General features: G+C 73.5%; 24 protein-coding genes. 14 read left to right on the top strand and 10 right to left on the bottom strand.

Translation table 11 applies throughout. The annotated features are described in order from the left end of the window. Window positions 1-147: 147 nt before the first annotated feature. Complete coding sequence (locus tag V4Y03_RS13060) at window positions 148-834, top strand: HNH endonuclease family protein (RefSeq protein ID WP_332435027.1); 687 nt, start codon at window positions 148-150, stop codon at window positions 832-834. A gap of 60 nt (window positions 835-894) precedes the next feature. Continuing rightward, complete coding sequence (locus V4Y03_RS13055; protein ID WP_332435026.1) at window positions 895-1,647, top strand: N-acetyltransferase; 753 nt, start codon at window positions 895-897, stop codon at window positions 1,645-1,647. Window positions 1,648-1,753: 106 nt separating this feature from the next. Here the strand turns inward: V4Y03_RS13055 and V4Y03_RS13050 are convergent, their stop codons facing one another. After that, window positions 1,754-2,461, bottom strand: coding sequence for a hypothetical protein (locus V4Y03_RS13050; protein WP_317877296.1), 708 nt, complete (start codon window positions 2,459-2,461; stop codon window positions 1,754-1,756). 172 nt (window positions 2,462-2,633) lie between these two features. On the opposite strand from V4Y03_RS13050, the gene V4Y03_RS13045 reads away from it, so the two are divergent. From V4Y03_RS13045 to V4Y03_RS13025, 5 genes are all read left to right on the top strand, one after another. Continuing rightward, a complete protein-coding gene (locus tag V4Y03_RS13045; RefSeq protein ID WP_332435025.1) occupies window positions 2,634-4,682 on the top strand; it encodes an N-6 DNA methylase in 2,049 nt (682 codons plus the stop codon). A gap of 61 nt (window positions 4,683-4,743) precedes the next feature. Then, window positions 4,744-5,361, top strand: a complete 618-nt coding sequence (locus V4Y03_RS13040) for a hypothetical protein (protein ID WP_332435024.1) — start codon at window positions 4,744-4,746, stop codon at window positions 5,359-5,361. Then, a complete protein-coding gene (locus tag V4Y03_RS13035) occupies window positions 5,358-6,971 on the top strand; it encodes a serine/threonine-protein kinase (RefSeq protein WP_332435023.1) in 1,614 nt (537 codons plus the stop codon). Before V4Y03_RS13040 ends, V4Y03_RS13035 begins: the two co-directional genes overlap by 4 nt. A 122-nt stretch (window positions 6,972-7,093) precedes the next feature. Beyond that, window positions 7,094-7,474 carry an LppU/SCO3897 family protein gene (locus tag V4Y03_RS13030; RefSeq protein ID WP_317878885.1) on the top strand — a complete coding sequence of 127 codons (381 nt, stop codon included), beginning with the start codon at window positions 7,094-7,096 and terminating at the stop codon, window positions 7,472-7,474. A gap of 123 nt (window positions 7,475-7,597) precedes the next feature. Continuing rightward, window positions 7,598-8,092 (top strand): hypothetical protein, encoded by a 495-nt coding sequence (locus V4Y03_RS13025; RefSeq protein ID WP_317878884.1) that lies wholly within the window; start codon window positions 7,598-7,600, stop codon window positions 8,090-8,092. A 99-nt stretch (window positions 8,093-8,191) separates the two neighbouring features. Here the strand turns inward: V4Y03_RS13025 and V4Y03_RS13020 are convergent, their stop codons facing one another. The 5 genes from V4Y03_RS13020 to V4Y03_RS13000 form a co-directional block, all read right to left on the bottom strand. Next, window positions 8,192-8,596, bottom strand: coding sequence for a hypothetical protein (locus V4Y03_RS13020; protein WP_332435022.1), 405 nt, complete (start codon window positions 8,594-8,596; stop codon window positions 8,192-8,194). 109 nt (window positions 8,597-8,705) lie between these two features. Further along, the gene (locus V4Y03_RS13015; protein ID WP_332435021.1) at window positions 8,706-9,071 is read right to left on the bottom strand and encodes a hypothetical protein; all 366 of its coding nucleotides are present in this window, start codon (window positions 9,069-9,071) and stop codon (window positions 8,706-8,708) included. After that, on the bottom strand, window positions 9,068-9,745 hold the full coding sequence (locus V4Y03_RS13010; RefSeq protein ID WP_332435020.1) for an RNA polymerase sigma factor: 678 nt from the start codon (window positions 9,743-9,745) through the stop codon (window positions 9,068-9,070). The genes V4Y03_RS13015 and V4Y03_RS13010 overlap by 4 nt, the downstream gene beginning before the upstream one ends. A gap of 89 nt (window positions 9,746-9,834) precedes the next feature. Further along, the gene (locus V4Y03_RS13005) at window positions 9,835-10,197 is read right to left on the bottom strand and encodes a hypothetical protein (RefSeq protein ID WP_332435019.1); all 363 of its coding nucleotides are present in this window, start codon (window positions 10,195-10,197) and stop codon (window positions 9,835-9,837) included. 208 nt (window positions 10,198-10,405) lie between these two features. Then, complete coding sequence (locus tag V4Y03_RS13000) at window positions 10,406-11,044, bottom strand: maleylpyruvate isomerase family mycothiol-dependent enzyme (protein WP_332435018.1); 639 nt, start codon at window positions 11,042-11,044, stop codon at window positions 10,406-10,408. A gap of 71 nt (window positions 11,045-11,115) precedes the next feature. Here V4Y03_RS13000 and V4Y03_RS12995 point away from each other — a divergent pair, with 71 nt between their 5' ends. Next, a complete protein-coding gene (locus V4Y03_RS12995) occupies window positions 11,116-12,039 on the top strand; it encodes a LysR family transcriptional regulator (RefSeq protein WP_332435017.1) in 924 nt (307 codons plus the stop codon). Window positions 12,040-12,307: 268 nt separating this feature from the next. Here the strand turns inward: V4Y03_RS12995 and V4Y03_RS12990 are convergent, their stop codons facing one another. Both V4Y03_RS12990 and V4Y03_RS12985 read right to left on the bottom strand, forming a co-directional pair. After that, entirely contained in the window at window positions 12,308-12,904 is a 597-nt protein-coding gene (locus tag V4Y03_RS12990) for a GNAT family N-acetyltransferase (RefSeq protein WP_332435016.1), read from the bottom strand. Window positions 12,905-12,908: 4 nt separating this feature from the next. After that, a complete protein-coding gene (locus V4Y03_RS12985; protein ID WP_332435015.1) occupies window positions 12,909-13,451 on the bottom strand; it encodes a GNAT family N-acetyltransferase in 543 nt (180 codons plus the stop codon). 176 nt (window positions 13,452-13,627) lie between these two features. Between V4Y03_RS12985 and V4Y03_RS12980 the strand changes: the two genes are divergently transcribed. Beyond that, window positions 13,628-14,635: an AraC family transcriptional regulator gene (locus V4Y03_RS12980; RefSeq protein WP_332435014.1), complete on the top strand. Its 1,008-nt coding sequence runs from the start codon at window positions 13,628-13,630 to the stop codon at window positions 14,633-14,635. Between the two features lie 241 nt (window positions 14,636-14,876). After that, on the top strand, window positions 14,877-15,365 hold the full coding sequence (locus tag V4Y03_RS12975; RefSeq protein WP_332437167.1) for a GNAT family N-acetyltransferase: 489 nt from the start codon (window positions 14,877-14,879) through the stop codon (window positions 15,363-15,365). Window positions 15,366-15,475: 110 nt separating this feature from the next. Here the strand turns inward: V4Y03_RS12975 and V4Y03_RS12970 are convergent, their stop codons facing one another. Further along, on the bottom strand, window positions 15,476-18,022 hold the full coding sequence (locus tag V4Y03_RS12970; protein WP_332435013.1) for a YfhO family protein: 2,547 nt from the start codon (window positions 18,020-18,022) through the stop codon (window positions 15,476-15,478). 124 nt (window positions 18,023-18,146) lie between these two features. Between V4Y03_RS12970 and V4Y03_RS12965 the strand changes: the two genes are divergently transcribed. The 3 genes from V4Y03_RS12965 to V4Y03_RS12955 all read left to right on the top strand — a co-directional run bounded on the left by V4Y03_RS12965 (window position 18,147) and on the right by V4Y03_RS12955 (window position 20,851). Next, window positions 18,147-19,142: a glycosyltransferase family 2 protein gene (locus V4Y03_RS12965; RefSeq protein WP_317878092.1), complete on the top strand. Its 996-nt coding sequence runs from the start codon at window positions 18,147-18,149 to the stop codon at window positions 19,140-19,142. Between the two features lie 79 nt (window positions 19,143-19,221). Beyond that, complete coding sequence (locus V4Y03_RS12960; protein WP_317878091.1) at window positions 19,222-19,866, top strand: SurA N-terminal domain-containing protein; 645 nt, start codon at window positions 19,222-19,224, stop codon at window positions 19,864-19,866. A 19-nt stretch (window positions 19,867-19,885) separates the two neighbouring features. Beyond that, window positions 19,886-20,851, top strand: a complete 966-nt coding sequence (locus V4Y03_RS12955; RefSeq protein ID WP_317878090.1) for a nucleoside triphosphate pyrophosphohydrolase — start codon at window positions 19,886-19,888, stop codon at window positions 20,849-20,851. Here the strand turns inward: V4Y03_RS12955 and V4Y03_RS12950 are convergent. Next, the gene (locus V4Y03_RS12950; protein WP_332435012.1) at window positions 20,841-22,061 is read right to left on the bottom strand and encodes a globin domain-containing protein; all 1,221 of its coding nucleotides are present in this window, start codon (window positions 22,059-22,061) and stop codon (window positions 20,841-20,843) included. The two genes, V4Y03_RS12955 and V4Y03_RS12950, sit on opposite strands and share 11 nt — an antisense overlap. 98 nt (window positions 22,062-22,159) lie before the next feature. On the opposite strand from V4Y03_RS12950, the gene V4Y03_RS12945 reads away from it, so the two are divergent. Beyond that, entirely contained in the window at window positions 22,160-23,524 is a 1,365-nt protein-coding gene (locus V4Y03_RS12945; protein WP_332435011.1) for a cytochrome P450 family protein, read from the top strand. Window positions 23,525-23,653: the final 129 nt, after the last annotated feature.

Below are 23,653 nucleotides of genomic sequence, written 5' to 3'. Positions count from 1 at the left end.
CCCCGCCGGCGGGCTTCGCGTCCGCGGGCTCCGTGTCGAACGGCAGGGCCCGTCGCCCCTCGTGTCTGCCCCGGCGGGGCCTTGGACCCGTCCGTTTCGGGACCAACGGTACGAAGGGCGCGTTGTCGTCCGGCCTAGGATTCCAGGGTGCTGACGTACCGAAGGACCCTGGCCGCCTCGACACTTGCCGTCGCCGCCCTCATAACCACCGCCTGCTCACCCGGAGCTGACACCCCGGATTCCGGTGGCGGCTCCGCCGGGAAACCCGCCGCGCGCGGTACCGCCCTCGCCGCCGTGGACACCCTCACCGTCAAGGGCCGCGCCCCGAAGACGGGTTACGAGCGGGCCAAGTTCGGCCGCGCCTGGGTGGACGTCGACGGCAACGGCTGCGGCACCCGCGACGACATCCTCAAGCGCGATCTGACCGGCGTCCGGTTCACGGACGGCCACTGCAAGGTCGCCTCCGGGACCCTCACCGACGACCCGTACACCGGAACCACCGTCACCTACGTCCGGGGGCGCAGCAAGGTCGACATCGACCATGTCGTGGCGCTCTCCGACGCCTGGCAGAAGGGTGCGCAGAAGTGGGACGGGGAGACCCGGCGCCGCTTCGCCAACGACCCGCTCAACCTGCTCGCGGTGGACTCGGCCACGAACCGCCGCAAGTCCGACGGGGACGCGGCGACCTGGCTGCCGCCGAACAAGGCGTACCGCTGCACCTATGTGGCCCGGCAGGTCGCGGTGAAGAAGAAGTACGGCGTGTGGGTGACGGACGGGGAGCGGGACGCGATGAAGCGGGTCCTCGAAGGCTGCCCGCAGCAGAAGCTCCCGTAAGGCTCCGGCGTATCGGAAAAAACGTTTGAGCACCCGAAAGATGATCTTTAGTCTGACCGCATGGAACTGAACATCACGACCCTTGCCGAGCGCCCCGAACTGGAGGGGCCGATGTGGGGGATGCGCGACCTCTGGCCCGAGTTCATGATGTACGACCCGGTGGGCTGGGCGAACATCGGGCAGATCGTCCGGCAGCTGCCGGAGTACGTCCTCGTCGCCACCGACGGCGAGGGCAAGGTCGTCGCGCGCGGTTTCAGCGTGCCCTTCCGGCTGGACGTGGACGGCCGCCGCGAGCTGCCGGCCCGTGGCTGGGACGAGGTCCTGCTCTGGGCGTTCTCGGACCTGAAGCACGGCCGGGAGGCCGACACGGTCAGCGCCATCGAGATCACCGTCGACACGAGCGCCCTCGGCCAGGGCATCTCGCACCGGATGCTGGCCGCGATGCGCGAGAACGTCGCCGCGCGCGGTTTCTCCGAGCTGGTCGCCCCGGTCCGCCCCAACGGCAAGCACCTGGAGGCCGAGGCCTCCATCCACGAGTACGCCTTCCGTACCCGCGAGTCCGACGGCCTGCCGCACGACGCGTGGCTCCGCGTCCATGTGCGCGCGGGCGGTGCGGTCGAGGCGGTGGCGCCGGCGTCGATGACGGTCGCGGGCTCCGTCGAGCAGTGGCGGAAGTGGACCGGCCTCCCCTTCGACACGGACGGCCCGGTCGAGGTCGAGGGCGCCCTCGTCCCCGTCCACTGCGAGGCCACCCGCGGCTACGCGGTCTACGTCGAGCCCAACGTCTGGGTCCGCCACAGCCTGGTTCCGTAGCGGAACCGGAAGCCGGGCGCCCGCCGCCGAGGCCGCTGCCCTTCGGGGCGGCGGCCTCCGGCCGTTTCCGCGCCCGGGCCGTTCTGGGCCGGGTCGTGCCGTCGGCTCAGGCCGTCTTCGTCCAGTCGCCGCAGCCCGAGGTCTTGAAGAAGCCGTCCGAGGCGGTGACCTTCACGATGGCCGTGCCCGTCACGTTGTCGTTGGCGAGGATCGCGTCCGTGCTGTGGCTCGCGTCCTTCGACCGCTCCCAGTAGCACTCCGCGTCCTTGTTCCCCGTCGACCTGTACGTGCCGGGGGCGATGTCGACGCCCACCTTGAACATGCCCCCGTCGCCCTTGAGCGTGCTCTTGGGGGTGCCGGTCGCCTTGGCGTCGACGGCCTCCCACTTCCCGCAGCCGGAGGACTTGAAGAGCTTGTCCGTGGCCTTGATCTCGACGTAGCCGGTGCCCGTCACGTTGTCGTTGGCCAGGATCGAGTCCGTGTCCCCGGAGGCGTTCTTGGCGCGCTCCCAGTAGCACCCGGCGTCCTTGTTGCCCGTGGAGCGGTAGAGGCCGGGCTTCGCGTCCGCGCCCACCTCGAAGTCGCCGTCGCCGTCGATCGTGACGACCTTCTTCTCGGCCGGGGCCTTGGACTCGGGGGCCTTCTTGTCGCCGCCCTGCTTCGCGGGCTGCTCCTGCCGGTCGCCTGCCTTGGGGGAGCCGCCGTCGCCGCCCCCTCCCATCGCCGCGCCGATCGCGACGACCGCGACGACCGCACCGGCGGCGGTGAGGACCTTGTGGCGGGCGAACCAGTTGCGCTGCTGCTGCTGAGACATGGCTGTGGCACCTTCCGTGGCGCTGTGGGGACTTCGTGTTCCGATGGAGTAATCACAGCAGAACCTGTGAACCGAGTCAACAGGGTTCACGGGAAACAGATTCGCTCACGCCGTGAACGGGTGTGAGCGCTATGCTCGCTGTGTTCACACACGTACGAGGGGAGACGGACAGGTGCCCGAAGAGAGCACGACAGAGGTCACCGCCGCCGGCATCGCCCGGCTCGCGGGCGTCGGCAGGGCCGCCGTCAGCAACTGGCGCCGCCGCCACGCCGACTTCCCCAAGCCCGTCGGCGGCACCGAGACCAGCCCGTCCTTCTCCCTCACCGACATCGAGCAGTGGCTCCGCGACCAGGGGAAACTCGCCGAAGTCCCGCTCCGCGAGCGCGTCTGGCAGCAGCTCGCCGGCCACCCCTCCGGCACCGTCGCCGGCCTCGTACAGACCGGCTGCGTCCTGCTCCTCCTCCGCGCGCGCCCCGGCGCGTGGACCGAGCTGGCCGCCCTGCCCGACGCCCGGCTCGCCGAGCTGCTGCCCAGCGTCTTCGAAGAGGTGCTCACCGTCCGCTTCGGCGCACCGAGAGCCGTGCGCACCCCCACCCCGGCCGAGACCGTCCCCGCCGTCCCCCTGCTCCGCGCCGCCGTCGAGCTGGCCGTCGAGCTGGGCGGCGCCCGCCAGGCCTTCGAGTTCCTGCTCGGCCGCCACCTGGACGCCAACCCGCGCCAGTACACGCTGACCCCGCCCCCGCTCGCCGAGCTGATGGCGGCCCTCGCCGTCGCCGCCGCGCCCGAGGGACGGCCCCCCGCCACCGTCCTCGACCCCGCCTCCGGCACCGGCGGCCTGCTGCGCGCCGTCCCGCACCCCACCGCGCTCTACGCCCAGGACGCCGACCCCGACCTGGCCGCGCTCTCCGCCCTCCGGCTCGCCCTCCACGGCGACGCCGACATCCGGGCCGCCGCCGCCGACACCCTCCGCGCCGACGCCTTCCCGGGCCTGGCCGCCGACGCGGTCCTCTGCCACCCCCCGTTCAACGAGCGGGCCTGGGGCCACGACGAACTCGCCTACGACCCCCGCTGGGAGTACGGCTTCCCGGCCCGTACGGAATCCGAACTGGCCTGGGTGCAGCACGCCCTCGCGCGGCTCCGCGACGGCGGCACCGCCGTCCTCCTCATGCCGCCCGCCGTCGCCTCCCGCCGCTCCGGCCGCCGCATCCGCGCCGACCTGCTGCGCCGCGGCGCGCTCCGCGCGGTCGTGGCCCTGCCCGCCGGGGCCGCGCCCCCGTACGGCATCCCGCTCCACCTCTGGGTCCTCGTCAGGCCGGCCGCCGACCAGCGGCCCCCGGCGGAGACCCTGTTCGTGGACACGGCCGGGCTCGTCCCCGACGCCGGCCGCGACAAGCTCCCCTGGACCGCCCTGCGCAACGCCGTTCTCGACGCCTGGGCGGGACGCGGCGGCGACGAGTCCGTGGCCCGCGCCGTCCCCGTCGTCGAACTCCTCGACGACGAGGTCGACCTCGCGCCCGCCCGCTACCTCACGGCCCCCGCCGCCGGCGGCACGGCGCCCGAACTCGCCGCCGTACGGGACCGCCTGGACGAATCCCTGCGCCGCACCCAGGGCCTCGCCCCGACCCCGGTCCCCGCACGCCCCGGACCCCGCCCCCTCACGACCGTCGGCGAACTCGCCCGTACCGGCGCCCTCCAGCTCCGCACCGGCGGCTCGGGCACCGCACCGGCCGGGGACACCGTCGTCCCGGTGCTCACCGAGCACGACGTGCTGTCCGGCGGCGCGCCCTCCGGCACCCTGCCCGCCGGCGCCCCCGCCGAGGAACCGGTCCTCGTCGTCGAGGGCGACGTCGTCGTCCCCGTCCTCGGCGGCGGCTCCGTCGCCCGGGTGGTGGACGCCGCCACGGCGGGTGCCGCCCTCGGCCGGAACCTCCAGCTGCTGCGCCCCGCCCCGGCCGCCCTCGACCCCTGGTTCCTCGCCGGATTCCTGCGGGGTACCGCCAACAACCGGCAGGCGAGCAGCTTCGCCTCGACCGCGACCCGGCTCGACGTGCGCCGTCTCCAGCTGCCCCGGCTGCCCCTCGCGGACCAGCGCCGCCACGGCGCCCACTTCAAGTCGCTTGCCGAGTTCGAGGAGGCGCTGCGGCTGGCCTCGCGGCTCGGCGAGCAGCTGGTGCAGGGGCTGTACGACGGTCTCGCCGACGGAAGTGTGGAGCCGGAGTGAAGACCGGCATACCCTCATAGCCGGATCATCGGGTGATCATCCGTTCTGGGGGAGCGTTCGCATGTACGGTCAGGTGCCCACACCCGCACCCACGCCCACGGGGGCACCCACGCCCGCGCGTGCGGGCGGCCCTTCGGCGGCCACGATCACGGTCCGGGTGCTGATCACGGTCCTGGTCCTGCTGTCCCTGGGCTTCCTCGCCTGGGTCGCCATGCTCCGGATCGCGATCATGCGGCGCTCGGGGCGGGACTGGGCGCTCTTCTGGGCCCAACTGGTCCTGAACATCGGCTGTGTGGTGCCGCTGGAGGAGCGGTTCGCGGACACCTGGATGAACACCGCGGGCATGGTGGTCCTGCTCGTCCAGATGGCGATCGTGACCTTCTACTTCCTGGTCGTCGACATCCGCCACCACCAGCGCGCGCCGATCGTGGTCATGGCACCGCCCCCGCCGCCGTACCTCCCGATGGGGCACGTCTACACCCAGGGCGCCCCGGGCACCCCGCCCACCGTCGTCACGCGACCGGACCAGGCCGGCGCCCCGAACCCGTACACCTGCGCCCCGCCGCTCCCCGCGAACCAGGCGCCCCTGCCCCCGTACCCGCCCCGCATCGACCAGGTCCGGGCCGAACTCGACGAGCTGAGCGATCTCCTCCGCAAGGGGAAGGAGGGGGAGAAGTGAACGGCCGTGTCATCGGCGGCCGTTACGAGCTGGCCACCGTCATCGGGCAGGGCGGCATGGGGCAGGTCTGGACGGCGTACGACGGTCGGCTCGACCGCCGGGTCGCGGTGAAGCTGCTCCGCCCGGCCACCCTGTCGGGCCCGGAGACCGCCGCCGACGAGCTGCGGCGCCGCTTCGTGCGGGAGTGCCGGGTGACCGCGCAGGTCGGCCATCCCGGTCTGGTCACCGTGCACGACGCGGGCAGCGAGGGCGAGGACCTGTACCTCGTCATGCAGTACGTGGAGGGCGCGGACCTCGCCGACCACCTGGCCGAGCACGACCCGTACCCCTGGGAGTGGGCGGTATGCGTCGCCGCCCAGCTGTGCGGGGTGCTGGCCGCCGTGCACGCGGTGCCGATCGTGCACCGGGACCTCAAGCCGCGGAACGTGGTGGTCCGCCACGACGGCGCGGTCGTCGTCCTCGACCTCGGCGTCGCCTCCGTCCTCGACTCCGACACCACCCGCCTCACGCACACCGGTTCCCCCATCGGCAGCCCGGCCTACATGGCGCCCGAGCAGGCCATGGGCGGCGCCGTGGGCCCGGCCACCGACCTGTACGCGCTCGGCGTGCTCCTCCACGAACTCCTCAGCGGGAACGTGCCGTTCGCCGGATCCACCGCGCTCGGCGTCCTCCACCGCCATCTGTACGAGCCGCCCCTGCCGCTCCGCCGGCTGCGGCCCGAGGTCCCGGAGACCCTCGAAGCGCTGGTCCTGCGACTGCTCGCCAAGGACCCGAGGGAACGGCCGTCCGGCGCGCACGAGGTGTACGAGCACCTGGCGCCGCTGCTGCCCGCGCGGGGGGCGCCGGTGGGGCCGATGGACCCGACCCGGCCGTTCCTCCGCCCGCACGCGCCGTGGCCGGACCGGGCGCCGGGGCAGGCGGCGGCGGCCCGGACCTCGGCCCCGGCGACGCCGGTGGCACCGGTGGTACCGGCCGGGGTGTCCGCTCCGGCGGACCCGAGGACGTACGCGCCGGTGGCGGCCGTGACGCGCCCGCCCCACCCGCCGCGTACCGCCGATGTGGCCGCCGCCGTCGACGAGGTGAAGCGGCTGCTGGGTGAGGGCTCGCTCACCCAGGCCGTGGACATCCTCGGGGGCATCCTGCCCACGGCCGAGGCCGAGCACGGGGAGCGGTCGCCGGTCGTCCGCATCCTGCGCAAGCAGTACGCGTCGACGCTGATGGACGACGGCCGGTACGGGCGTGCGCTGCCGGAGCTGCGGCGGCTGGCGGCGGACCGCGAGGCGGAGGCCGGCCCCGCGGATCCGCAGGTTCTTCAATTCCGTTATGACGCGGCGTTGTGTCTGGAGCAGCTGGGGGAGACGGCGGAGGCGCTGGCGGAGTTCCGTGCCGTGCTGCCGTACTTCGAGCACGAGGGGGACCAGGCCCGGGCGTTCGACATCCGGCAGCGGATCGGGCTGCTGCTCGTGGCGACGGGTGAGCACGGGGAGGGGCAGGACCGGCTCCAGCGGCTCCTGTTCGACGCGGAGCGCGCGTACGGTCCGTATCACCCGCTTCCGGTGGAGTTGCGGCGGGTTCTGGAGCACCAGAGGCAGCTGGGACCGCGTTCCTGACGTGATGCCAGGGTCACGACTCGGCATCTGATCGAGGAGTGGATCCTCCTGATCCTTTTTGCCGCTTTTGGCGCATGTAGCGTTCGCGTCTGATCATGTCCGCGTCCCCCAAGGAATCCCTCATGACGACGCCGTCCGCGCCCTTCACCCCCGAGCAGCCCGCCGCTCCCGCGAAGAAGGGCAGCGCCCTCCTGAAGAAGGTCGGCGGAGTCGTCGTCGCGATCATCGTGGCCGTGGCCGTGAAGCTGGGCCTGCCCTACCTCACCGGTGACGCCCCGGTCCACGCCAAGGCCGGCGAGTGCGTGACCGTGACCGGTCCCGACAACGACCCGAAGGTCGACACGACGGACTGCTCCTCCGGGAAGGCGGACCTGTTCAAGGTCGTCAAGGTCATCGACAACACCTTCGACGTGAACCAGTGCGGCGACAAGCTCTCCGCGCTGGCGCAGCAGCTGGACTCGGACAAGTTCGTCCTCTGCCTGGAAGAGGTCGCCGCGAAGTAATCGCGCGCGAAGACCAGTCGAGGAAGGGCCGGAACCCCAGGGTTCCGGCCCTTCTTCCATGCCCGGGGGCGCCTCTCGGGCAGACGAAGGGCCGTTGTCAGAGGCGACGCCTACGGTGCGGCCATGAGCGTTCCCGAGGTCATTCCGGTCAAGTACGAGCCCGACTACCGCACGAGGACCATCGGGCGGTGGCGTGGCGGCCAGTTCTTCGCCTCGGTCACCGGAGCCTTCTCCGAGGGCTGGACCGACGGCGACTGGGAGAAGCGGAGGCGTTGGTGCGCGGTGCTCCACCGGTTCGACGGGGCGGGCCGGCATCTGGACTCGCGCATCGAGTTCACCGGCACGTCGGCGGACGGCGAGAGAAGGGTGATCGACGCCGCGTCCAAGCTGCTCGACGAGTGGCTGGACGCGCTGCCGGAGCGGCGGTACCAGGACATCGCGATCGCGCCGTTCACCGTACGGTGCGAGGGAGTGCTGTTCGGCCTGGTCGTGGAGGGCCGCGAGGACGAAGGGGCCGACGAGGGCGGGGAGGACGGGGAAGCGCTCGGCGTGTGGGCCGAGTTCTACCCCGACGGCCTGGGCTTCTCCGCCCCCTGGGACGGCGAGTACGACACCTGATCCCGAACGAACCGGTGATGTCACCCGGTCCGCCGAACGGGGAAACCCGGTCCCCGCCAGGTCCCCGCCAGGCCCCCGCCCGGTCCCCGCCGGACCAGGTCACTCCGACGCCGGGTCCCACTCCGACGCGCGGTCCAGTTCCGCCGCGAGGGCCGGGTCGCGCATGCCCGGGAAGCCGTAGCCCTCGGATTCGTCCCAGGGGACGTCGAGGTCGTCCATGTGGACGTGCCACTCCGCGCCCGGCAGCGCGCGGCGCAGGTCGGTGACGGAGTCCAGTACGTGGATCATCACCGGCATCAACTGCCCGGGATCCAGCGGCATCTTCGTCGACCCGGCCACGATCCGGTCGGGTTCGCTGCCGTCGTTCTCGTACAGGTCGAGGCTTTCCGTGTCCTCGTACGGGAACGACGACATGTGCGCGGCGACGATGCTCTCGACGGCGGCCTTCTCGGCGGCCGTCAGCGGCAACGCCCGGTCTGCGGAGTAGTACAGGGAGACACTCATGGGCCGAGCGTACGGAGGGGGTACGACAACCGGCCGCCCGTCGGCCCGCCGGAGGTACGACGACGGCCGCCCGGCGGGACCCCGCGCCCGCCGGAGTCCGACGACAGGCCTAGCGCGACGGGGTGCCGTCGCTCTCCACGGACGGGGTGACCGGGCCCGCGCTCGGCAGCGGGGTCGTCGCGGGCTTCGGGCGTATGACGATGCCCGGCGGGCGCGCGGGCGGTTCCGGAGCCGGGCTCAGTACGCCGCCGGGGGATGCCCCCAGCAGGTACGCGGCCGCCACGGCCGCCGCCGCCCCGAGCCCCGCGAAGGCCAGCCCCCGCACCCGGCGCGTCCCCCAGGCACGCCCCCGCGGCGGCTCGTCGCGGCGCAGTTCGCGGTACGTGACGAGGGCCGCGCGCGCGGTCAGCGCGGCGCGCAGCCGCTCCTCGACGGGGGACCCGTGGTCCCCGGCGGACGGTGTCTGCGGTCTCATCGGCCCGCCTCCAGCTTCTTCTCCAGCGCGTCGAGCGCCCGGCTCGCGGTGGACTTGACCGTGCCACGCGAAAGCCCCAGCGTCCGCGCGATCTGCTCCTCCGTCAGCTCCGACCAGTAGCGCAGCACGAGCACCTCGCGCTGGCGCCGGGTCAGCTGCGCGAGGGCGTCGAGCACATGCCGGTGCTCCTCCGCGAGCAGCAGCCCCTCGTCGACCGGCGCCCCCGCGCCCGGGTGCGGCGGGGTGTACGCGCGCGCGGTACGGCGCCTGCGCAGTACGGAACGGGCCGCGTTGACCACGGCGGTGTGCAGATACGCCCCCGGGTCCTGGAGCCCGCCCAGCGAGGTGCCATGGGTGCGGCACAGCGCGGTGAACGCGTCCTGGACCACGTCCTCGGCGGTGTGCAGGTCGTCCACCAGGAACAGCGCGAGCCGCACCATGTCGAGCCGCCGCGCCCGGTACAGCTCGGTGAGGGTGGGCGGCGGTTCGTGGCCGTACGCCGGCTCGTCCTCGTACGACGGTCCGACCGCCCGGAGGTGACGGCCGCGCTCCCGCCCCCGTACCGGCGCCTCGTCGGCGGCCCGGGACACGCGGGCGAGCAGCCGTGACCACCAGGCCGACGGCGCGGGGCCGGGGCCGGGGCGGAGGCTGGATATGGCGTACGACAACTGCACGTCCTCTGTACGGTCCTCGGTCGATCCGTCGCGGGAGGGGTGGCAGGACCGGGCCCGGCCCTGCCACCCCGTGGTGATACCGCTCGCCGCTACTTACCGGCGCCGGTGCCGGGCGAGATCACCCGGGGCGCGTTCTTGGCCGGGGCTGCCACTGTCGTGGGGGTGGTGGGGGTGGTGGGGGTGGAGGCGGTCGGCTTCGTCCCCTTGCCCGGGGAGACGACCTTCGGGGCGGCACCGGGCTTCGACACGGCCGGGGCGGCGTCAGGCGCGGTGGCCGGCACCGGGGCCGAGGCGGTGCCGGGCGCGGTGGCCGGCACCGGGGCCGGGGCGGGCTTCGCTCCGGAGTCGGCGAAGGCCTGCGCGGCGAAACCGCCGCCGAGGAGCAGCGCGACACCGGCGGCGACACCCAGGACGCGGGGGCGGCGGAGGTTCCGCTTGGAGTGGACGGACATGAGATCTCCCGAGGAAGTGGGACGGAAACACGGTCTGGTGGATCAGCTGAAGGGCGCCTTCAACCCACCAGACGTGCGTCACCCCCGGAGGTTGCGACCCGCCCCGGAAATCTTTCCGCCGGATCTCGGCGGCCCGGGGCTCGGCGTACCGGATCCGGGCCGCCCGGACCCAGCTCCCCAGGATCCGGTCACCGCCCCGCCCCACCCCTCACCCGCTGAACCGTCCCGCGTGCTCGCCGTTCAGCCGGCCCGCAGGCAGTCTCCTGCCGTACGCGAGGAGCAGCAGGTCCTGGCCGGTGCCCGTGACCGGGGACCCGGTGCCGAAGGACCAGTCGGTGTCGGTCGCGTCGAGCCGTATGCCGTCGAGGTTCGCGCCGAAGAAGCGGACCGTGCGCCGGTCGACCGCGTCGAGGAGCACCCGTATCCGGTCCTCCGGGACCACGCGGCCGAGCCCCAGGGCGACCGAGATGTCGAGACCGTGGACGACATCGTGCCCGAGGGCCGCCACCCGCCCCCCGACCGGTGGCGTCCACGGGTGGTGGGCGTTGTCCCGGAGCGCGGCGGCGAGCGCGCGCGGCGGGTGCTCGGCGGCGTCCCGGCGGGCGCACCGGTCCGTCATCCGGTGCAGCCGCCCGCCCGCCCGGAGGAGTTCCAGGGCGACCTTCGGCAGGGAGTACCGGAACCCCAGCGACATATGGGCCACGACCTCCCGCACCCGCCAGTCCCCGCACAGGGTGGGGGCGTCCCAGGCCGCTGCGGGCAGGGTGTCCAGCAGGTCGGCCAGTTCGCGGCGCTCGGCCGCGATCGACTCCGTCAACGACTGGGGGGTGTGCGTGCTGTGTCCCATGCGACCAGGGTGGTCGCGGCCGGGGTCATAAGTCCAAGAGCCAGTTGTTCTGCTCCCTAGAATCACCGGTTATGGAGCTTCGGCAGTTGCGGTACCTCGTCGCGGTGGTGGAGGAGGGCGGCTTCACGCGCGCGGCGGCCCGGCTGCACCTGGCGCAGCCGGGCGTGAGCGCCCAGATCCGGCAGCTGGAACGGGAGTTGGGCCAGCGCCTCCTGGACCGCTCGGGCGGGACGGTGACGCCGACGGAGGTGGGGGAGGCCCTGCTGCCGTACGCGCGGGCCGCGCTGGCCGCCGTGGAGGGCGTCCGGCAGGTGGCGGACGAGTTCGGCGGGCTGCTGCGCGGGCGGGTCACGATCGGGGTGGCGGCGGGCGTGGCGGTCTCCGCCGTCCCGGTGCACCCCTTCGATCTCGCCGCCGTGCTCGCCGACTTCCATCGCCGGCATCCGCGTATCGAGGTCACGTTGACCGAGGCGGCGTCCGAGCGGATGCTCTCGGCGCTCCAGAGCGGTGAACTCGACATCGCCCTCGTCGGCCTCGCCGAGGACGAGCCCCCGGCGGGCGTCTCGCTGCACGTCCTGATCGACGAGCCGCTGGTGGCCGCCGTGGCGGCGGACGACCCCTTGGCGGAGGCCTCCGGTCCGGTGATCGGCGTCGCGGCGCTCAACGGTCTGCCGCTGATCTGCCTGCCGCGCGGTACGGGGACACGCGGCGTGCTCGAACGGGCCTGCGCCCGCGCCGGGTTCAGGCCCCGGGTGGTCTTCGAGGCGGCCGACCCGCGCCTTCTCGCGCAGCTCGCCGCGCGCGGGCTGGGGGTGGCGGCGGTACCGAGGCTCGCGGAGGGCGTGGCGGAGGGCCTCGGGCTGCGGGTCCTCCACTTCGAGGACCCGCAGCCCCGGGCGCGTATCGCCCTGGCCTGGCGCACGAACGGCCCGACGGCCCCGGCGGCGGGGGCGCTGCTGAACCGCCTCAGAACGGCGCTCGCGAAGGCGCCTTAGACCGACCGGCAAATGGGGGGTGGAAGAAGGAGCGGGGCTGGGTGCGTGCAGCTGCGAGGCGGAGGATTGAGGCATGGCGGAGCCATGGTGATTGACGACAACGCGGCAGATGTGCGTGCCCAGCCCCGCGACGCCGCCCCCCATTTGCCGGTCGGTCTCAGGGCAGGAAGTCGAACTTGAGGCGGAGGGCGGCCGGGTCCGCTTCGGCGGCGGTGAAGGCCCGGGGCCGATGCCTGGTTCGCGTGGCCGCCCAGGCGGCTGTGGCCGTCTACACCTCGGGAAGGGAAGGGTCCGGTGTCCAGGGGGACGGTGCCGTGAGGGACCAGCGTTCGTGGTCGCGCCAGGCGCCGTCGATGAAGAGGTAGGCGGGCGACAGGCCCTCGTACCGGAAGCCCAGGCGCTGGACCAGGGACAGGGACGCCTTGTTCCCGGGCTGGATGTTCGCTTCCAGGCGGTGGAGCCGTAGGTCCGTGAACGCGTGGTCCAGGACGGCGGTGACGCCTTCCGTCATGTACCCCCGCCCCGCCGACGGGGCGAAGGCCGCGTAGCCGATGGACGCGCCCTGGTAGCGGCCCCTGATGATCGAGTTGATGTTGACCATGCCGACGGCCGCGCCGGTGTCCCGGGCGCGGATCAGGAAGCCCAGGGTGGTGCCGTCGCGGAAGCGTTCCATCCAGCTCCGGAAGTCCTCCGCCGTCGCGGGCAGTTGAATCCACGGCCCGTGGAGCTCGGCGCTGGCGCTCACGAGCGCGCAGAACTCGGCCTCGTCGGCGAGCGTGAGCGGGCTCAGCTCGACCCGGGGCGGCGATGCGGTGGGTACGGGGGGTACGGGCGGCGCAGGGGGTACGGGGGATTCGGCGGGCATCGGACTAGACCTTCGCGTCCGGATTCCAGTCCCGGGCCAGGAGCCCGAGCAGCACCTCGTCCAGGAACTCGCCCAGTACCCAGGCGGACGACCGCAGTACGCCCTCGCGGACGAAGCCGTTGCGCTCGGCGGAGCGCAGCATCGCGGTGTTGTCCGCCAGCGTCTCGATCTGCAGCCGGTGCAAGCCGCGTACGACGAAGCCGTAGTGGCACAGGGTCGCCACCACATCGGTGCCGTACCCCTTGCCGCGCGCGGCCGGCAGCAGCCCGAGGCCGATGTGCGCGCAGCGGTTGTGGGTGTCGATGCCCCACAGGTTCGCTGTGCCGACGAGCGTGCCGCTGTCCAGGTCGACGACGGAGAACGAGACGGTCGACTGATTCGTCTCGTCCACCACGAGCCGCCGGTCCTGCGAGCCGGGGGTGATCGGCCGCCACGGCCCGCCCTCGGACCGCGCGCCGTTGACCACGTCGTCGTAGAGCTCGGTCAGCAGAACCGGGATGTCTTCGTCGTGGCGGGCCCGCAGCCCGACCTTCTCGCCCCTCAGCATGCCGGTTTCCTATCCGACTCCGACGGCCGACGGCAAACGGATATCGGCCGGGGAATGCGGGCCGTGGCTCCGGGGCTTGTACGGGCGCCACGCTGAGTGCGGGAAAGCTGCCGTGATCGAGAACCGGTCACTGCATTCTGGCCACCGAGAACAAGACAGGCCCCGGGGAGCGCGCGATGTGGTCAGTGGTGTCGTCGGGTGACCTGCCCGACGAGGAACGGTTCGAATGGTTCGCGGACATGATCTCCCGGGAGGTCATGCCCACCGCGCTCACCAGTGAGCGGTCCGCCGAGTTCACCGCCGATGTCGCCCTTCTCGACCTCGGCGGGCTCCAGGTGTCCAAGGTCGCCTACTCCCCGCTGCGTTCGCGGCGCACCCCCGCGCTCATCCGGCGCGGCGACCCCGAGCAGTACCAGCTCGGACTGGTGACCAAAGGGGCGATGACCCTCTCCCAGCACGGCAACGACTGCGAGGCCGAGGCGGGGGACCTCCTCTTCTGGGACACCTCGCGGCCCTCCGACGCGCGGTACGTCTCCGACGGCGACCCCGGGCAGCTGGTCATCCTCCAACTTCCGCGCGACGCACTGCCGTTGCCTACCAACCGGCTCGACGGCGTCCTCGCCCGGCGCCTCTCGGGACGGAGCGGGATCGGGGCCGTGCTCGTCGACTTCCTGCGGTCGCTCGTCACCCACGGCGGGGAGTGCGCGCCCGAGGAGCTGAGCCGGCTCGGGGCCACCGCGACCGACCTCGCGGCGGCCTGTCTCGCGCAGCACTCCGGCACCGTGGAGAAGCTTCCGGCCGAGGTGCGGGCGCGGGCGCTGCTCCGCCGGATCCACGCCTTCATCGAGTACAACCTCGGCGACCCCGAACTGACGCCCGTCGTCGTGGCCGCCCACCACAACCTGTCCGTCCGCACGCTCCACCAGCTCTTCAAGGGCGAGGGGGAGACCGTCCAGGCCCGCATCCGGCGCCGTCGCCTGGAGCGGTGCCGCGACGACCTCGCCCGGCCCGAACTCCTCACGCACCCGGTGCAGGAGATCGCCGCGCGGCGGGGGTTCAGCGGCCCCGCCGTCTTCAGCCGGGCGTTCCGCGAGGCGTACGGGGTGAGCCCCAGCGAGTTCCGTGCGCGGAAGATCAAGGAGGGCCGCGCTCCACGCACACCCGGCGGGGCGGTGGGTTCCTAGGCTGGGGCCGCGGGCTCCCTGGCCGGGAGCCGGCAGGGCCGTAGGGGCGAGCAGTGGAACGACGGGGGAGGTCACGATGGGCGGGAAGCGCGACAACCAGGGGGTCTGGGACCTCCGCGCGTGAGGCTGTGGTCCACTGCTGCCGTGGCCCACTGGGGCCCGACCGACTACCGGAGGCACTGTGGACCCTGCTCGTGAGACCGGCGCGGACGGCGTGGACCGGGCGGACGGCGTGGCGGCGATGACGGTACGGACCCGTCGCCTCGACCTCGTACCGCTCGCCGTCGCGCACGCGGACGAGATGGCCCGGGTCCTCGCCGACCCCGCCCTGCACACCTTCATCGGCGGAGCGCCGCTCACCGCACCCGAACTGCGGGCCCGCTACGAGCGGTTGAGCGCCGGTTCGCCGGACCCGGCGACGGTCTGGTGCAACTGGGTGGTCCGCCTCCGCGACGAGGACCGGCTGACCGGCACGGTCCAGGCCACGGTCACGGACGGCGGCCGGGTCGCGGAGGTGGCGTGGGTGACCGGCACGGAGTGGCAGGGCCGGGGGATCGCCCGGGAGGCGGCCGGGGGCCTGGTGGCGGCGCTGGTGGAGCAGGGCGTACGGACGGTCGTGGCCCATGTCCACCCGGACCACGAGGCCTCCGCCGCCGTGGCCCGAGCGGCCGGCCTCACGCCGACGGACGAGGAACAGGACGGCGAGGTCCGCTTCCGCCTCTCGCGGTAGGGCCGGGCGGTCCGGGACCACGCCCGTTCCCGACGTTCCGGCGCCCGGCCACGGCCGCGCGTCCGGGACCACCCCCGTTCCTGACGCTCCGGCGTCCGGCCGGGACGCCGTCAGCGAGGCGGTCGCGCGGTCTCGGCGTTCCGGCGCCCGGCCACGGCCGCGCGTCCGGGACCACGCCCGTTCCTGACGCTCCGGCGCCCGGCCACGGCCCCGCGTTCGGGACCACCCCCGTTCCCGACGCCCCGGCGCCCGGCCACGGCCACCCCCACGAGCAGCAGTGCCGACAGCGCCCCCGTCCCCAGTCCCGCCCGCAGTCCCGGGGGCCGGAAGGCGCAGGACAGTTCGGTCCGGGCGTCGCTGAGCGGGACCGCGAGCAGCCCGCCGTACGACCCCGCCGCCGCGCCCTCGCAGTGCCAGCCCGCGATGCGGGGGGTCGCCACGACCGCCGTTCCCGCGCCCGGGGGGAGCGTGGCCGCGATACCGTCCGAGGTGACCTTGATCGACGTCGCCGGGCGGGCGCGGAGGGCCGTCACCGCCGCTCGCAGCCGGTCGTGGTCCAGGCAGCCGAGTTCGCCCGGCCCCGGCAGCACCGGCTTCAGGCCGGGGACGCGCTGGACGCCCAGGGACGTCAGGGCCGCCCGGCGTTTCGGTCCGCCGCCCAGCAGGTGCGTCTCGTGGTCGCCCAGGCGGGCCGTGCCCGTCGCCTCCGGGGCCCACAGGAAGACCTCCGTACCGACCGGGCACGCGCCCGCGCGCGGGGACCCGTAGACCCGCGCCCCGAGCAGGAGTTCCTGGTTGCGGAACGGGGACGGGCCGTACGCCGGGGCCGGGCCCGGCGGCCGTACCGTCACCAGCGGCAGGTACAGGTCCGTGCGGGCGACCGCGCCGTCCCGCCACCGCGCCCCCACCCCGAACAGCGCGTCCGTCACCGGGTTGTCCAGGCTCAGCAGGTTCCGGCCCCGTGACGTCCATCCGCCGCCCAGCGCGCTCAGCGTCTCCGTCAGGACCGCCGGGGTGTGGCTGCTGTAGTACGCGGCGCCCTGGCCGCCGAGCAGCAGCGGATCGTTGCCCGCGACCCGGGGCAGCCCCGCGTCCGTGCGGTAGGCGGGCCAGCCGTCGGCCGCCGCCAGCGCCGCCGCCCGCCGGTCCTGCTCCGCGCCCCACGGCGGGTAGTCGTCGAGCCGGGCGAGCCGCTCCCGGTCCGCGTACGCCGTCGTCGCCGCCGCCTGCCCCAGCACCGTTCCGGCGACGAGGAGCGCGGCGAGCACCCCGTACCGCCCCCGGACCGGCAGCAGCAGCGCGCCGACCACCGCCGCCAGGCCCACCCCCGTCAGCAGCAGCGCCCAGGACGTGACGAAGGGGCTCGCGAGCGCCCCCGCCGCCAGCGCCGCGACGACCGCCACCCCGCCGAGCAGCGCCCGCCGGTCCGGGCGGCCGTGGCCGAGGCCCGTCCAGGCGGCGACGACGAGGACGCCGGAGAGGACGAAGGTCTGCCGGTACGGGCTGCCGTTCGGCGTGGCGAACGCGTGCCACACCAGATGCGTCGGCCCCCACTGCATCGAGGCCGTCACCGCCACGCACAGCCCCGCCCACCACCACCGCTCCCGGCCGGGCACGTCCCGCCGGAACAGCAGCGTCCCCACGAGCAGCGGCACCGCCGTGCTGACGAAGGCCGCGGGCGTCGAGAAGCTGTACGTCACCGGGAGCAGCCGGGCCAGCACGTCCGTGGCCGGCGCCGGGTCGAAGTCCCTGACCAGGCCCGGGTAGGCGTGGCGCGAGCCGAGGAACACCGGGATCAGGACGGGCGCGGCCAGCCCGACCCCGAGGCCCGTGGTCACCGCCGCCCGCAGGACCGTGCGGACGCGGAAGGAGTCCGTCAGCGCCAGGCGGACGAGGAGGACCAGCGCCGCGCCGAGGGTCGCCATGTACGCGGTGTAGAAGTTCGCCGTCCAGCAGACCGCGACCAGCAGGGGGCCGAGGAGCGGGCGGCGGCCCTCCCGCACCCACTCGCCCACCAGACAGAGCAGCGGGAAGGCGATCAGGCCGTCCAGCCACATCGGGTTGTACGTGCCCTCCGCGAGCGACCAGCCGCACAGCGCGTACGAGGCGCCGAGCGCCGACGCCCACCACCAGGTCCCGGGGCCGAGACGGCGCAGCAGGAAGGTCATCGCCGCCGCCGCGAGCGCCGTCTTGAGGACGGTGATCGCGTAGACGGCGTACTCGATGTCCCCGCGCGGGAAGAGCGCGACCAGCGGGGCGAGGGGGCTCGACAGATAGGTGCCGTAGTCGGGGAGGAAGCTCGTCCCCCAGCCGGCCTGCCAGTCGAGCAGCGGCCCGCCGTCCGCCCGGCCGTGCAGCAGGTCCCACAGGTGCGCGTGGAACGGCACGAACTGGTTGGCGAGGTCGTTGACGGCCCGGTGGCGCGGCCCGAAGGGGAAGACCCGGGCGACGGCGTCCCCACCGCAGACGGCGGCCACGGAGAGCAGGGCGGCGAGGGCGGGGGCGAGGAGACGGACGGCGTCCGGGGCGCGGCCGGGAACAACCGGAGCGGTGCCGGGCCGGGCCGGGGCCGGGCCGGAAGCGTCCGGAGCGAGGCCGGGCCCGTCCGGCGCCGGGCGGCCGGGAACAGGGCGCTGAGAGTGCTGTGCGTTCGGCATGACACGCCGAATATGCCTCGGTCCCGCACGGAAATCCGCCCCCGGCGGCCCCGTTCACGCAATGGTCGCCTCAGCGCCACTCCTGTGGACCGGCCGGGTCACCGCACTCCGTTGTCGTGGTCGCGTGCTGCTCTCGATCGTCGTCCCGTGCTTCAACGAGGAAGACGTCCTCGCCCGTTTCCACGACCACGTGACCGACGAACTCGCCAGGCTCGACGGCGAGTTCGAGATCGTCTACGTGGACGACGGAAGCCGGGACGGGACGCTCCCCCTCCTCCAGGAGCTCGCCGCGCGCGACCCCCGCCACGTCCGGTACGTCTCCTTCAGCCGTAACTTCGGCAAGGAGGCGGCGATGCTGGCCGGTCTCCGCGACGCCGCCGGCGACGCCGTCGTCATCATGGACGCCGACCTCCAGCACCCGCCCGAACTCGTCCACCGCATGGTCGCGCTGCACGCCGAGGGGTACGACCAGGTCGTGGCCCGCCGCACCCGCGAGGGCGACCGCGTCACCCGTACCCTCACCGCCCGGCTCTACTACTGGGCGATCAACCGGCTCGTCGACGTCGAGCTGGTCGACGGCGTCGGCGACTTCCGTCTCCTCTCCCGCCGCACCGTCGACGCGGTCCTCGGCCTCGGCGAGTACAACCGCTTCTCCAAGGGCCTGTTCTCCTGGGTCGGTTTCCGGACGACGACGTTCTCCTACGAGAACGCCGTCCGCGAGGAGGGCCGCTCCAAGTGGACCTTCGGCAAACTCCTCAACTACGGCCTCGACGGCCTCCTCTCCTTCAACAACAAGCCGCTCCGCGCCGCCGTCCACCTCGGTTTCCTGCTCGTCCTCGTCGCCCTCGGCTACGCGGCCTGGATCGTCGGGGACGCGCTGGTCAACGGCGTCGACACGCCCGGCTACGTCACCCTCCTCGTCGCCGTCACCGCCCTCGCCGGCGTGCAGATGGTGATGGTCGGGCTGATCGGCGAATACGTCGGCCGCATCTACTACGAGGTGAAGCGCCGCCCCCATTACCTGGTGAAGGAGACCCACGAGGGGTACGAGACGGACGTGATGCGGGCCGACACCCGGCGTACGGGTGAGTCGTTGTGGGAAACAGTCGCACCGAAGTAGTGGCTCCGGCCCCGGCGACTCCCTACCATCGATCACCGCAAGGTCGTTCCACTGACGCACGACCGCCCGGGAGGCTCCTTTGCACCGCCGCACCGCGCTCACCGTCACCGCCGCGCTCCTCGCCGCGGCCCCGCTGCTCACCGCCTGCGGCAGTGACGCCCACCCAGGAGCGGCGGCCGTCGTCGGCGGCGACCGGATCGACGTCTCCAGCCTCCAGGCACAGGTGGAGGACGTCCGCACCGCGCAGGACCGCTCCCCGCAGGCCGCCCAGCTGGTGCAGGCCACCGGCGACCTGCCCCGCCGCAAGCTCAACGTCATGATCTTCGACAAGGTCGTCGACAAGGTCGCCGCGGACAACGGCGTCAGCGCCACCCGCGCCGACCTCCAGCAGACCCGGACCGCCTTCGTCCGCCAGAGCGGCGGCGAGGAGCGGCTCGCCGCCGTCCTCCTCCAGGAGCAGGGCGTGGCCCCCGGCCAGATCGACGACCTCGTCCGCCGCAACGTCCTCATGAACAAGATCGCCGCCAAGCTGGGCGTCACCGACAGCCCCGAGGGCCAGAAGAAGCTGACCGAGGTCTTCTCGGCCGCCTCCAAGTCCCTCGGCATCGACGTGAACCCGCGCTACGGCGCCTGGGACGACGCACAGGTCCGGCTCACCGACACCACCGCGCCCTGGCTGCGGCAGCTCAGCCAGGACCCCGGCGCCGTCCCGGCCGGTACCTGAGCCGTTGTAGGTTCGAGGGGTGACAACTGAGAGCCCCGGCCGCATCGTCCTGCTCACCGCCAGCCACCGTGTGGCGCCCGGACTGCTGTCCTGGCCCGCCTGGCAGGCGCTGCGCACCGCGGACCGGGTGCTCTGCCCCGACGAGCACCACCCCCAGCTGCCGTACCTGCGGGAGGCCGGGGTCGCCGTCGAGCACCTGCGGCCCACCGCCGAGGAACTCGTCGCCGCCTGCGCCGGAGGCCGTACGGTCCTCGTCCTGCCCTCCGGCGAGGGCGACCGGGCCCTCACCGACGGCCTCGCCCGGCTCGCCGGCTCCGGCCGGCTGACCATGCCGGACCTGGAACTGCTGCCCGGTTCGTACGACCTGCCCGGCGCCCGGCTGCTCGATCTCGTGCAGATCATGGACCGCATCCGCCGCGAATGCCCCTGGTCCTCGCGGCAGACGCACCGGGGGCTCGCCAAGTACGCCATCGAGGAGTCGTACGAACTCGTCGAGGCGATCGAGGACGGCGACCGGCACGAGTTGCGCGAGGAGCTGGGGGACGTCCTCCTCCAGGTCGTCTTCCACGCCCGGATCGCCGAGGAGGACCCGGAGGAGCCGTTCTCCGTGGACGACGTCGCCGGCACCCTCGTCGAGAAGCTGATCCTCCGCCACCCGCACGTCTTCGGCGACGCGACCGCCGAGACGCCGGAGGAGGTGCGGGAGCACTGGCTGCGCACCAAGGCCGTCGAGAAGCAGCGGGAGTCCGTCACCGACGGCGTGCCGCTCGGCCAGCCGGGACTGGCCCTCGCGGCGAAGCTCGGCAGCCGGGCACGGACGGCGGGCCTCGACGTGGCCGTACCGGAAGGCGAGGGCATCGGCTACGAACTCCTCGCCCTCGCGGTACGGGCGGAGGCCGGGGGAGTGGACCCGGAGGCCGCCCTGCGCGCGGCGGCCCGCACGTACCGGGACGCGATCCGCGCCGCCGAGGGCGTCAAGCCGTAGGAAAAGCCTCTCCACGCGCGCGCGGCGCACGGGCCTCCGGGTTGTGCCAGAGCGGCGGGGGCGGGCCGAGGAGGCGCTCGGCGGCGGTGTTCGGGCGGATGCCGAAGGGGCCCACCGGGGACAGCGTGTCGTGGTGGATGCGGTCCGGGTCGGTGCCCAGCTCGACCAGGGCCTCGGCGACCTCCGTCAGGAAACCGGGCGGACCGGCCAGGTACACGTCGTGGGCCGGCCAGTGGACGCAGGCCCGCAGCGCCTGGAGGAGACGCTCGGTCGCCTGGTCCTTGCGGTGGCCGGGGGCCGAGGTGATGTAGGTGACGCTGAGCCCGCCGAGACGTTCCTTGAGGCGCTCCGCCTCCCGCCGCCCGTACAGGTACTCCTTCGCGCGCGCCACCACGAACAGCCGGCCCTTCAGCTCCGGCTCGGCCTCCGCCGCCTCCGACAGGAGAGCCCGCACCGGCGCCCAGCCCGTACCCGCGCATATATAGGTGCGCAGTCCGCCCGGCTCCGTCCGCGCGACCAGACCGCCGCCGGGCGCGCTCAGCCGCAGCGTCTCGCCCGGTCCCGTCGCCTCGACGAGCGCCGTGCTCATCGCGCCGCCCCGGATGCGGCTCACATGCAGCTCCACCGTGCCGTCCGCGCGGGGCGCGTCCGCGAGGGAGTAGGTGCGCCAGACGCGCGGCACCCGCAGCGAGCTGACGCTGACGTACTGGCCGGGCAGGAACGGCAGGGGCCGCCGGGGCCGCAGGGTGAGGACGGCCAGGTCCTCGCCGAACCGCTCGTGCCGGACGACGTCCGCGTCCCACCAGGCCGGCTCCCCGGACCCGGAGGACTCATCGGCGCCCGCCAGCATCAGCTCGGTCACATGCCCGTACGCCTCGGTCCAGGCCTTCTCGGCCTCCAGGGTCCAGGCGGGGCCCGCCGCGTGCGCGAACGCGGCCAGCAGGCTCGCCCCGACCGCCGCGTACAGGGCGGGGGAGGCGAGGAACTTGCGGTGGTCGCGGCCGAGACGGCCCAGGTACCCGGCGAGCGACGGGTCCTCCAGATGGTCCACCACATGGGTCAGCGCGGCGAACAGCCGGTCGCGCTGGGGCCGCATGTCCGCGGGGAACAGCTCGCGGACGGCCGGGTTGTGCCAGAAGAGATGCGAGTAGAAGAAGGTGACGGCGTGTTCGGCCCGTCTCTCGACGACCGCGAACGTGCTTCTGAGCATCTGGGGATCCACTGACACGAATCTAGGGCACCACCCCCCTCCGCGATCACAGGATCTCCACATGTCCCGCCCTCCGGGGCTGCCTGTACGGTCGGGGGGTGAGCACCGCCCCCGGCACCGGCCCCACTTCCGAGCCTCCTTCCGAGCCCGCTTCCGCGCCCGCCTCCGCGCCTGCCTCCGCGCCCGCCTCCTGCCCTGTCGGCGGTACCGCGGCCGGGGCGCGGCCCCCCGCGCCCGAGCTCTTCACCTGGGAGTTCGCGAGCGATCCGTACCCCGCGTACGCCTGGCTCCGCGCGCACGCGCCCGTGCACCGCACGACGCTCCCCAGCGGGGTCGAGGCCTGGCTCGTGACCCGGTACGCCGACGCCCGGCAGGCCCTCGCCGACCAGCGGCTGTCCAAGAACCCCGCGCACCACGACGAGTCCCCGCACGCCAAGGGCAAGACCGGCATCCCCGGCGAGCGCAAGGCCGAGCTGATGACCCATCTGCTCAACATCGACCCGCCGGACCACACCCGGCTGCGGCGGCTCGTCTCGAAGGCCTTCACCCCGCGTCGGGTCGCCGAGTTCGCGCCGCGCGTGCAGGAGCTGACCGACCGGCTCATCGACTCCTTCGTGGAGAAGGGGAGCGCGGACCTCATCCACGAGTTCGCCTTCCCGCTCCCCATCTACGCGATCTGCGACCTGCTCGGGGTGCCCGAGGAGGACCAGGACGACTTCCGCGACTGGGCCGGGATGATGATCCGGCACGGTGGCGGGCCGCGCGGCGGGGTCGCCCGGTCGGTCAAGAAGATGCGCGGCTACCTCGCCGAGCTGATCCACCGCAAGCGCGAGGAGCCCGGGGACGACCTCATCTCGGGGCTCATCAAGGCCTCCGACCACGGTGAGCACCTCACCGAGAACGAGGCCGCCGCGATGGCCTTCATCCTGCTCTTCGCCGGCTTCGAAACCACCGTAAATCTGATAGGAAACGGACTTTACGCCCTTCTCCGGCATCCCGAGCAGCGCGAGCGCCTCCAGGCCTCGATCGCCGCCGGCGAGACCGGACTCCTGGAGACCGGCATCGAGGAGCTGCTGCGGTACGACGGGCCCGTGGAGATGGCCACCTGGCGGTATGCCACGCAGAACCTGACCGTCGGCGGCCAGGAGATCCCGGCGGGCGACCCCGTGCTCGTGGTGCTCGCCGCCGCCGACCGGGACCCGGAGCGGTTCGAAGGGCCGGAGGTCCTCGACCTCGCCCGGCGCGACAACCAGCACCTCGGATACGGCCACGGCATCCACTACTGCCTGGGCGCGCCGCTCGCCCGCCTCGAAGGGCAGACCGCGCTGGCCACCCTGCTGACCAGGCTTCCGGACCTGCGACTTGCCGCCGATCCGGGCGAACTGCGGTGGCGCGGCGGGCTCATCATGCGTGGATTGCGCACACTTCCGGTGGAGTTCTCCCCATCCGCGCGTCTCCCGTGAGCCCACGGTGAACTGACGGAGCGTCAAGACTGTGATCTTCGCGTGATCGTGCGGCCATCGACTTGTGATGAGCGTTCGAATGCGGCTACGTTTCGCCGCAGTCTCAGCCGTCACGCGAAAGGCGCTCCT

The sequence above is a fragment of the Streptomyces sp. P9-A4 genome, from assembly GCF_036634195.1.
In the GTDB taxonomy this organism is placed as follows: Bacteria; Actinomycetota; Actinomycetes; order Streptomycetales; family Streptomycetaceae; genus Streptomyces.
This window is presented reverse-complemented; position numbering and strand designations above follow the sequence as displayed.

What these genes read in the sequence shown, in the direction of transcription:
- V4Y03_RS13055 (WP_332435026.1), top strand. Translation starts at nt 895, where the DNA reads ATGGAACTGAACATCACGACCCTTGCCGAGCGCCCCGAACTGGAGGGG.
- V4Y03_RS13050 (WP_317877296.1), bottom strand. Translation starts at nt 2,461, where the DNA reads ATGTCTCAGCAGCAGCAGCGCAACTGGTTCGCCCGCCACAAGGTCCTC.
- V4Y03_RS13040 (WP_332435024.1), top strand. Translation starts at nt 4,744, where the DNA reads ATGTACGGTCAGGTGCCCACACCCGCACCCACGCCCACGGGGGCACCC.
- V4Y03_RS13030 (WP_317878885.1), top strand. Translation starts at nt 7,094, where the DNA reads ATGACGACGCCGTCCGCGCCCTTCACCCCCGAGCAGCCCGCCGCTCCC.
- V4Y03_RS13025 (WP_317878884.1), top strand. Translation starts at nt 7,598, where the DNA reads ATGAGCGTTCCCGAGGTCATTCCGGTCAAGTACGAGCCCGACTACCGC.
- V4Y03_RS13020 (WP_332435022.1), bottom strand. Translation starts at nt 8,596, where the DNA reads ATGAGTGTCTCCCTGTACTACTCCGCAGACCGGGCGTTGCCGCTGACG.
- V4Y03_RS13015 (WP_332435021.1), bottom strand. Translation starts at nt 9,071, where the DNA reads ATGAGACCGCAGACACCGTCCGCCGGGGACCACGGGTCCCCCGTCGAG.
- V4Y03_RS13005 (WP_332435019.1), bottom strand. Translation starts at nt 10,197, where the DNA reads ATGTCCGTCCACTCCAAGCGGAACCTCCGCCGCCCCCGCGTCCTGGGT.
- V4Y03_RS13000 (WP_332435018.1), bottom strand. Translation starts at nt 11,044, where the DNA reads ATGGGACACAGCACGCACACCCCCCAGTCGTTGACGGAGTCGATCGCG.
- V4Y03_RS12995 (WP_332435017.1), top strand. Translation starts at nt 11,116, where the DNA reads ATGGAGCTTCGGCAGTTGCGGTACCTCGTCGCGGTGGTGGAGGAGGGC.
- V4Y03_RS12990 (WP_332435016.1), bottom strand. Translation starts at nt 12,904, where the DNA reads ATGCCCGCCGAATCCCCCGTACCCCCTGCGCCGCCCGTACCCCCCGTA.
- V4Y03_RS12985 (WP_332435015.1), bottom strand. Translation starts at nt 13,451, where the DNA reads ATGCTGAGGGGCGAGAAGGTCGGGCTGCGGGCCCGCCACGACGAAGAC.
- V4Y03_RS12980 (WP_332435014.1), top strand. Translation starts at nt 13,628, where the DNA reads ATGTGGTCAGTGGTGTCGTCGGGTGACCTGCCCGACGAGGAACGGTTC.
- V4Y03_RS12975 (WP_332437167.1), top strand. Translation starts at nt 14,877, where the DNA reads ATGACGGTACGGACCCGTCGCCTCGACCTCGTACCGCTCGCCGTCGCG.
- V4Y03_RS12970 (WP_332435013.1), bottom strand. Translation starts at nt 18,022, where the DNA reads ATGCCGAACGCACAGCACTCTCAGCGCCCTGTTCCCGGCCGCCCGGCG.
- V4Y03_RS12950 (WP_332435012.1), bottom strand. Translation starts at nt 22,061, where the DNA reads ATGCTCAGAAGCACGTTCGCGGTCGTCGAGAGACGGGCCGAACACGCC.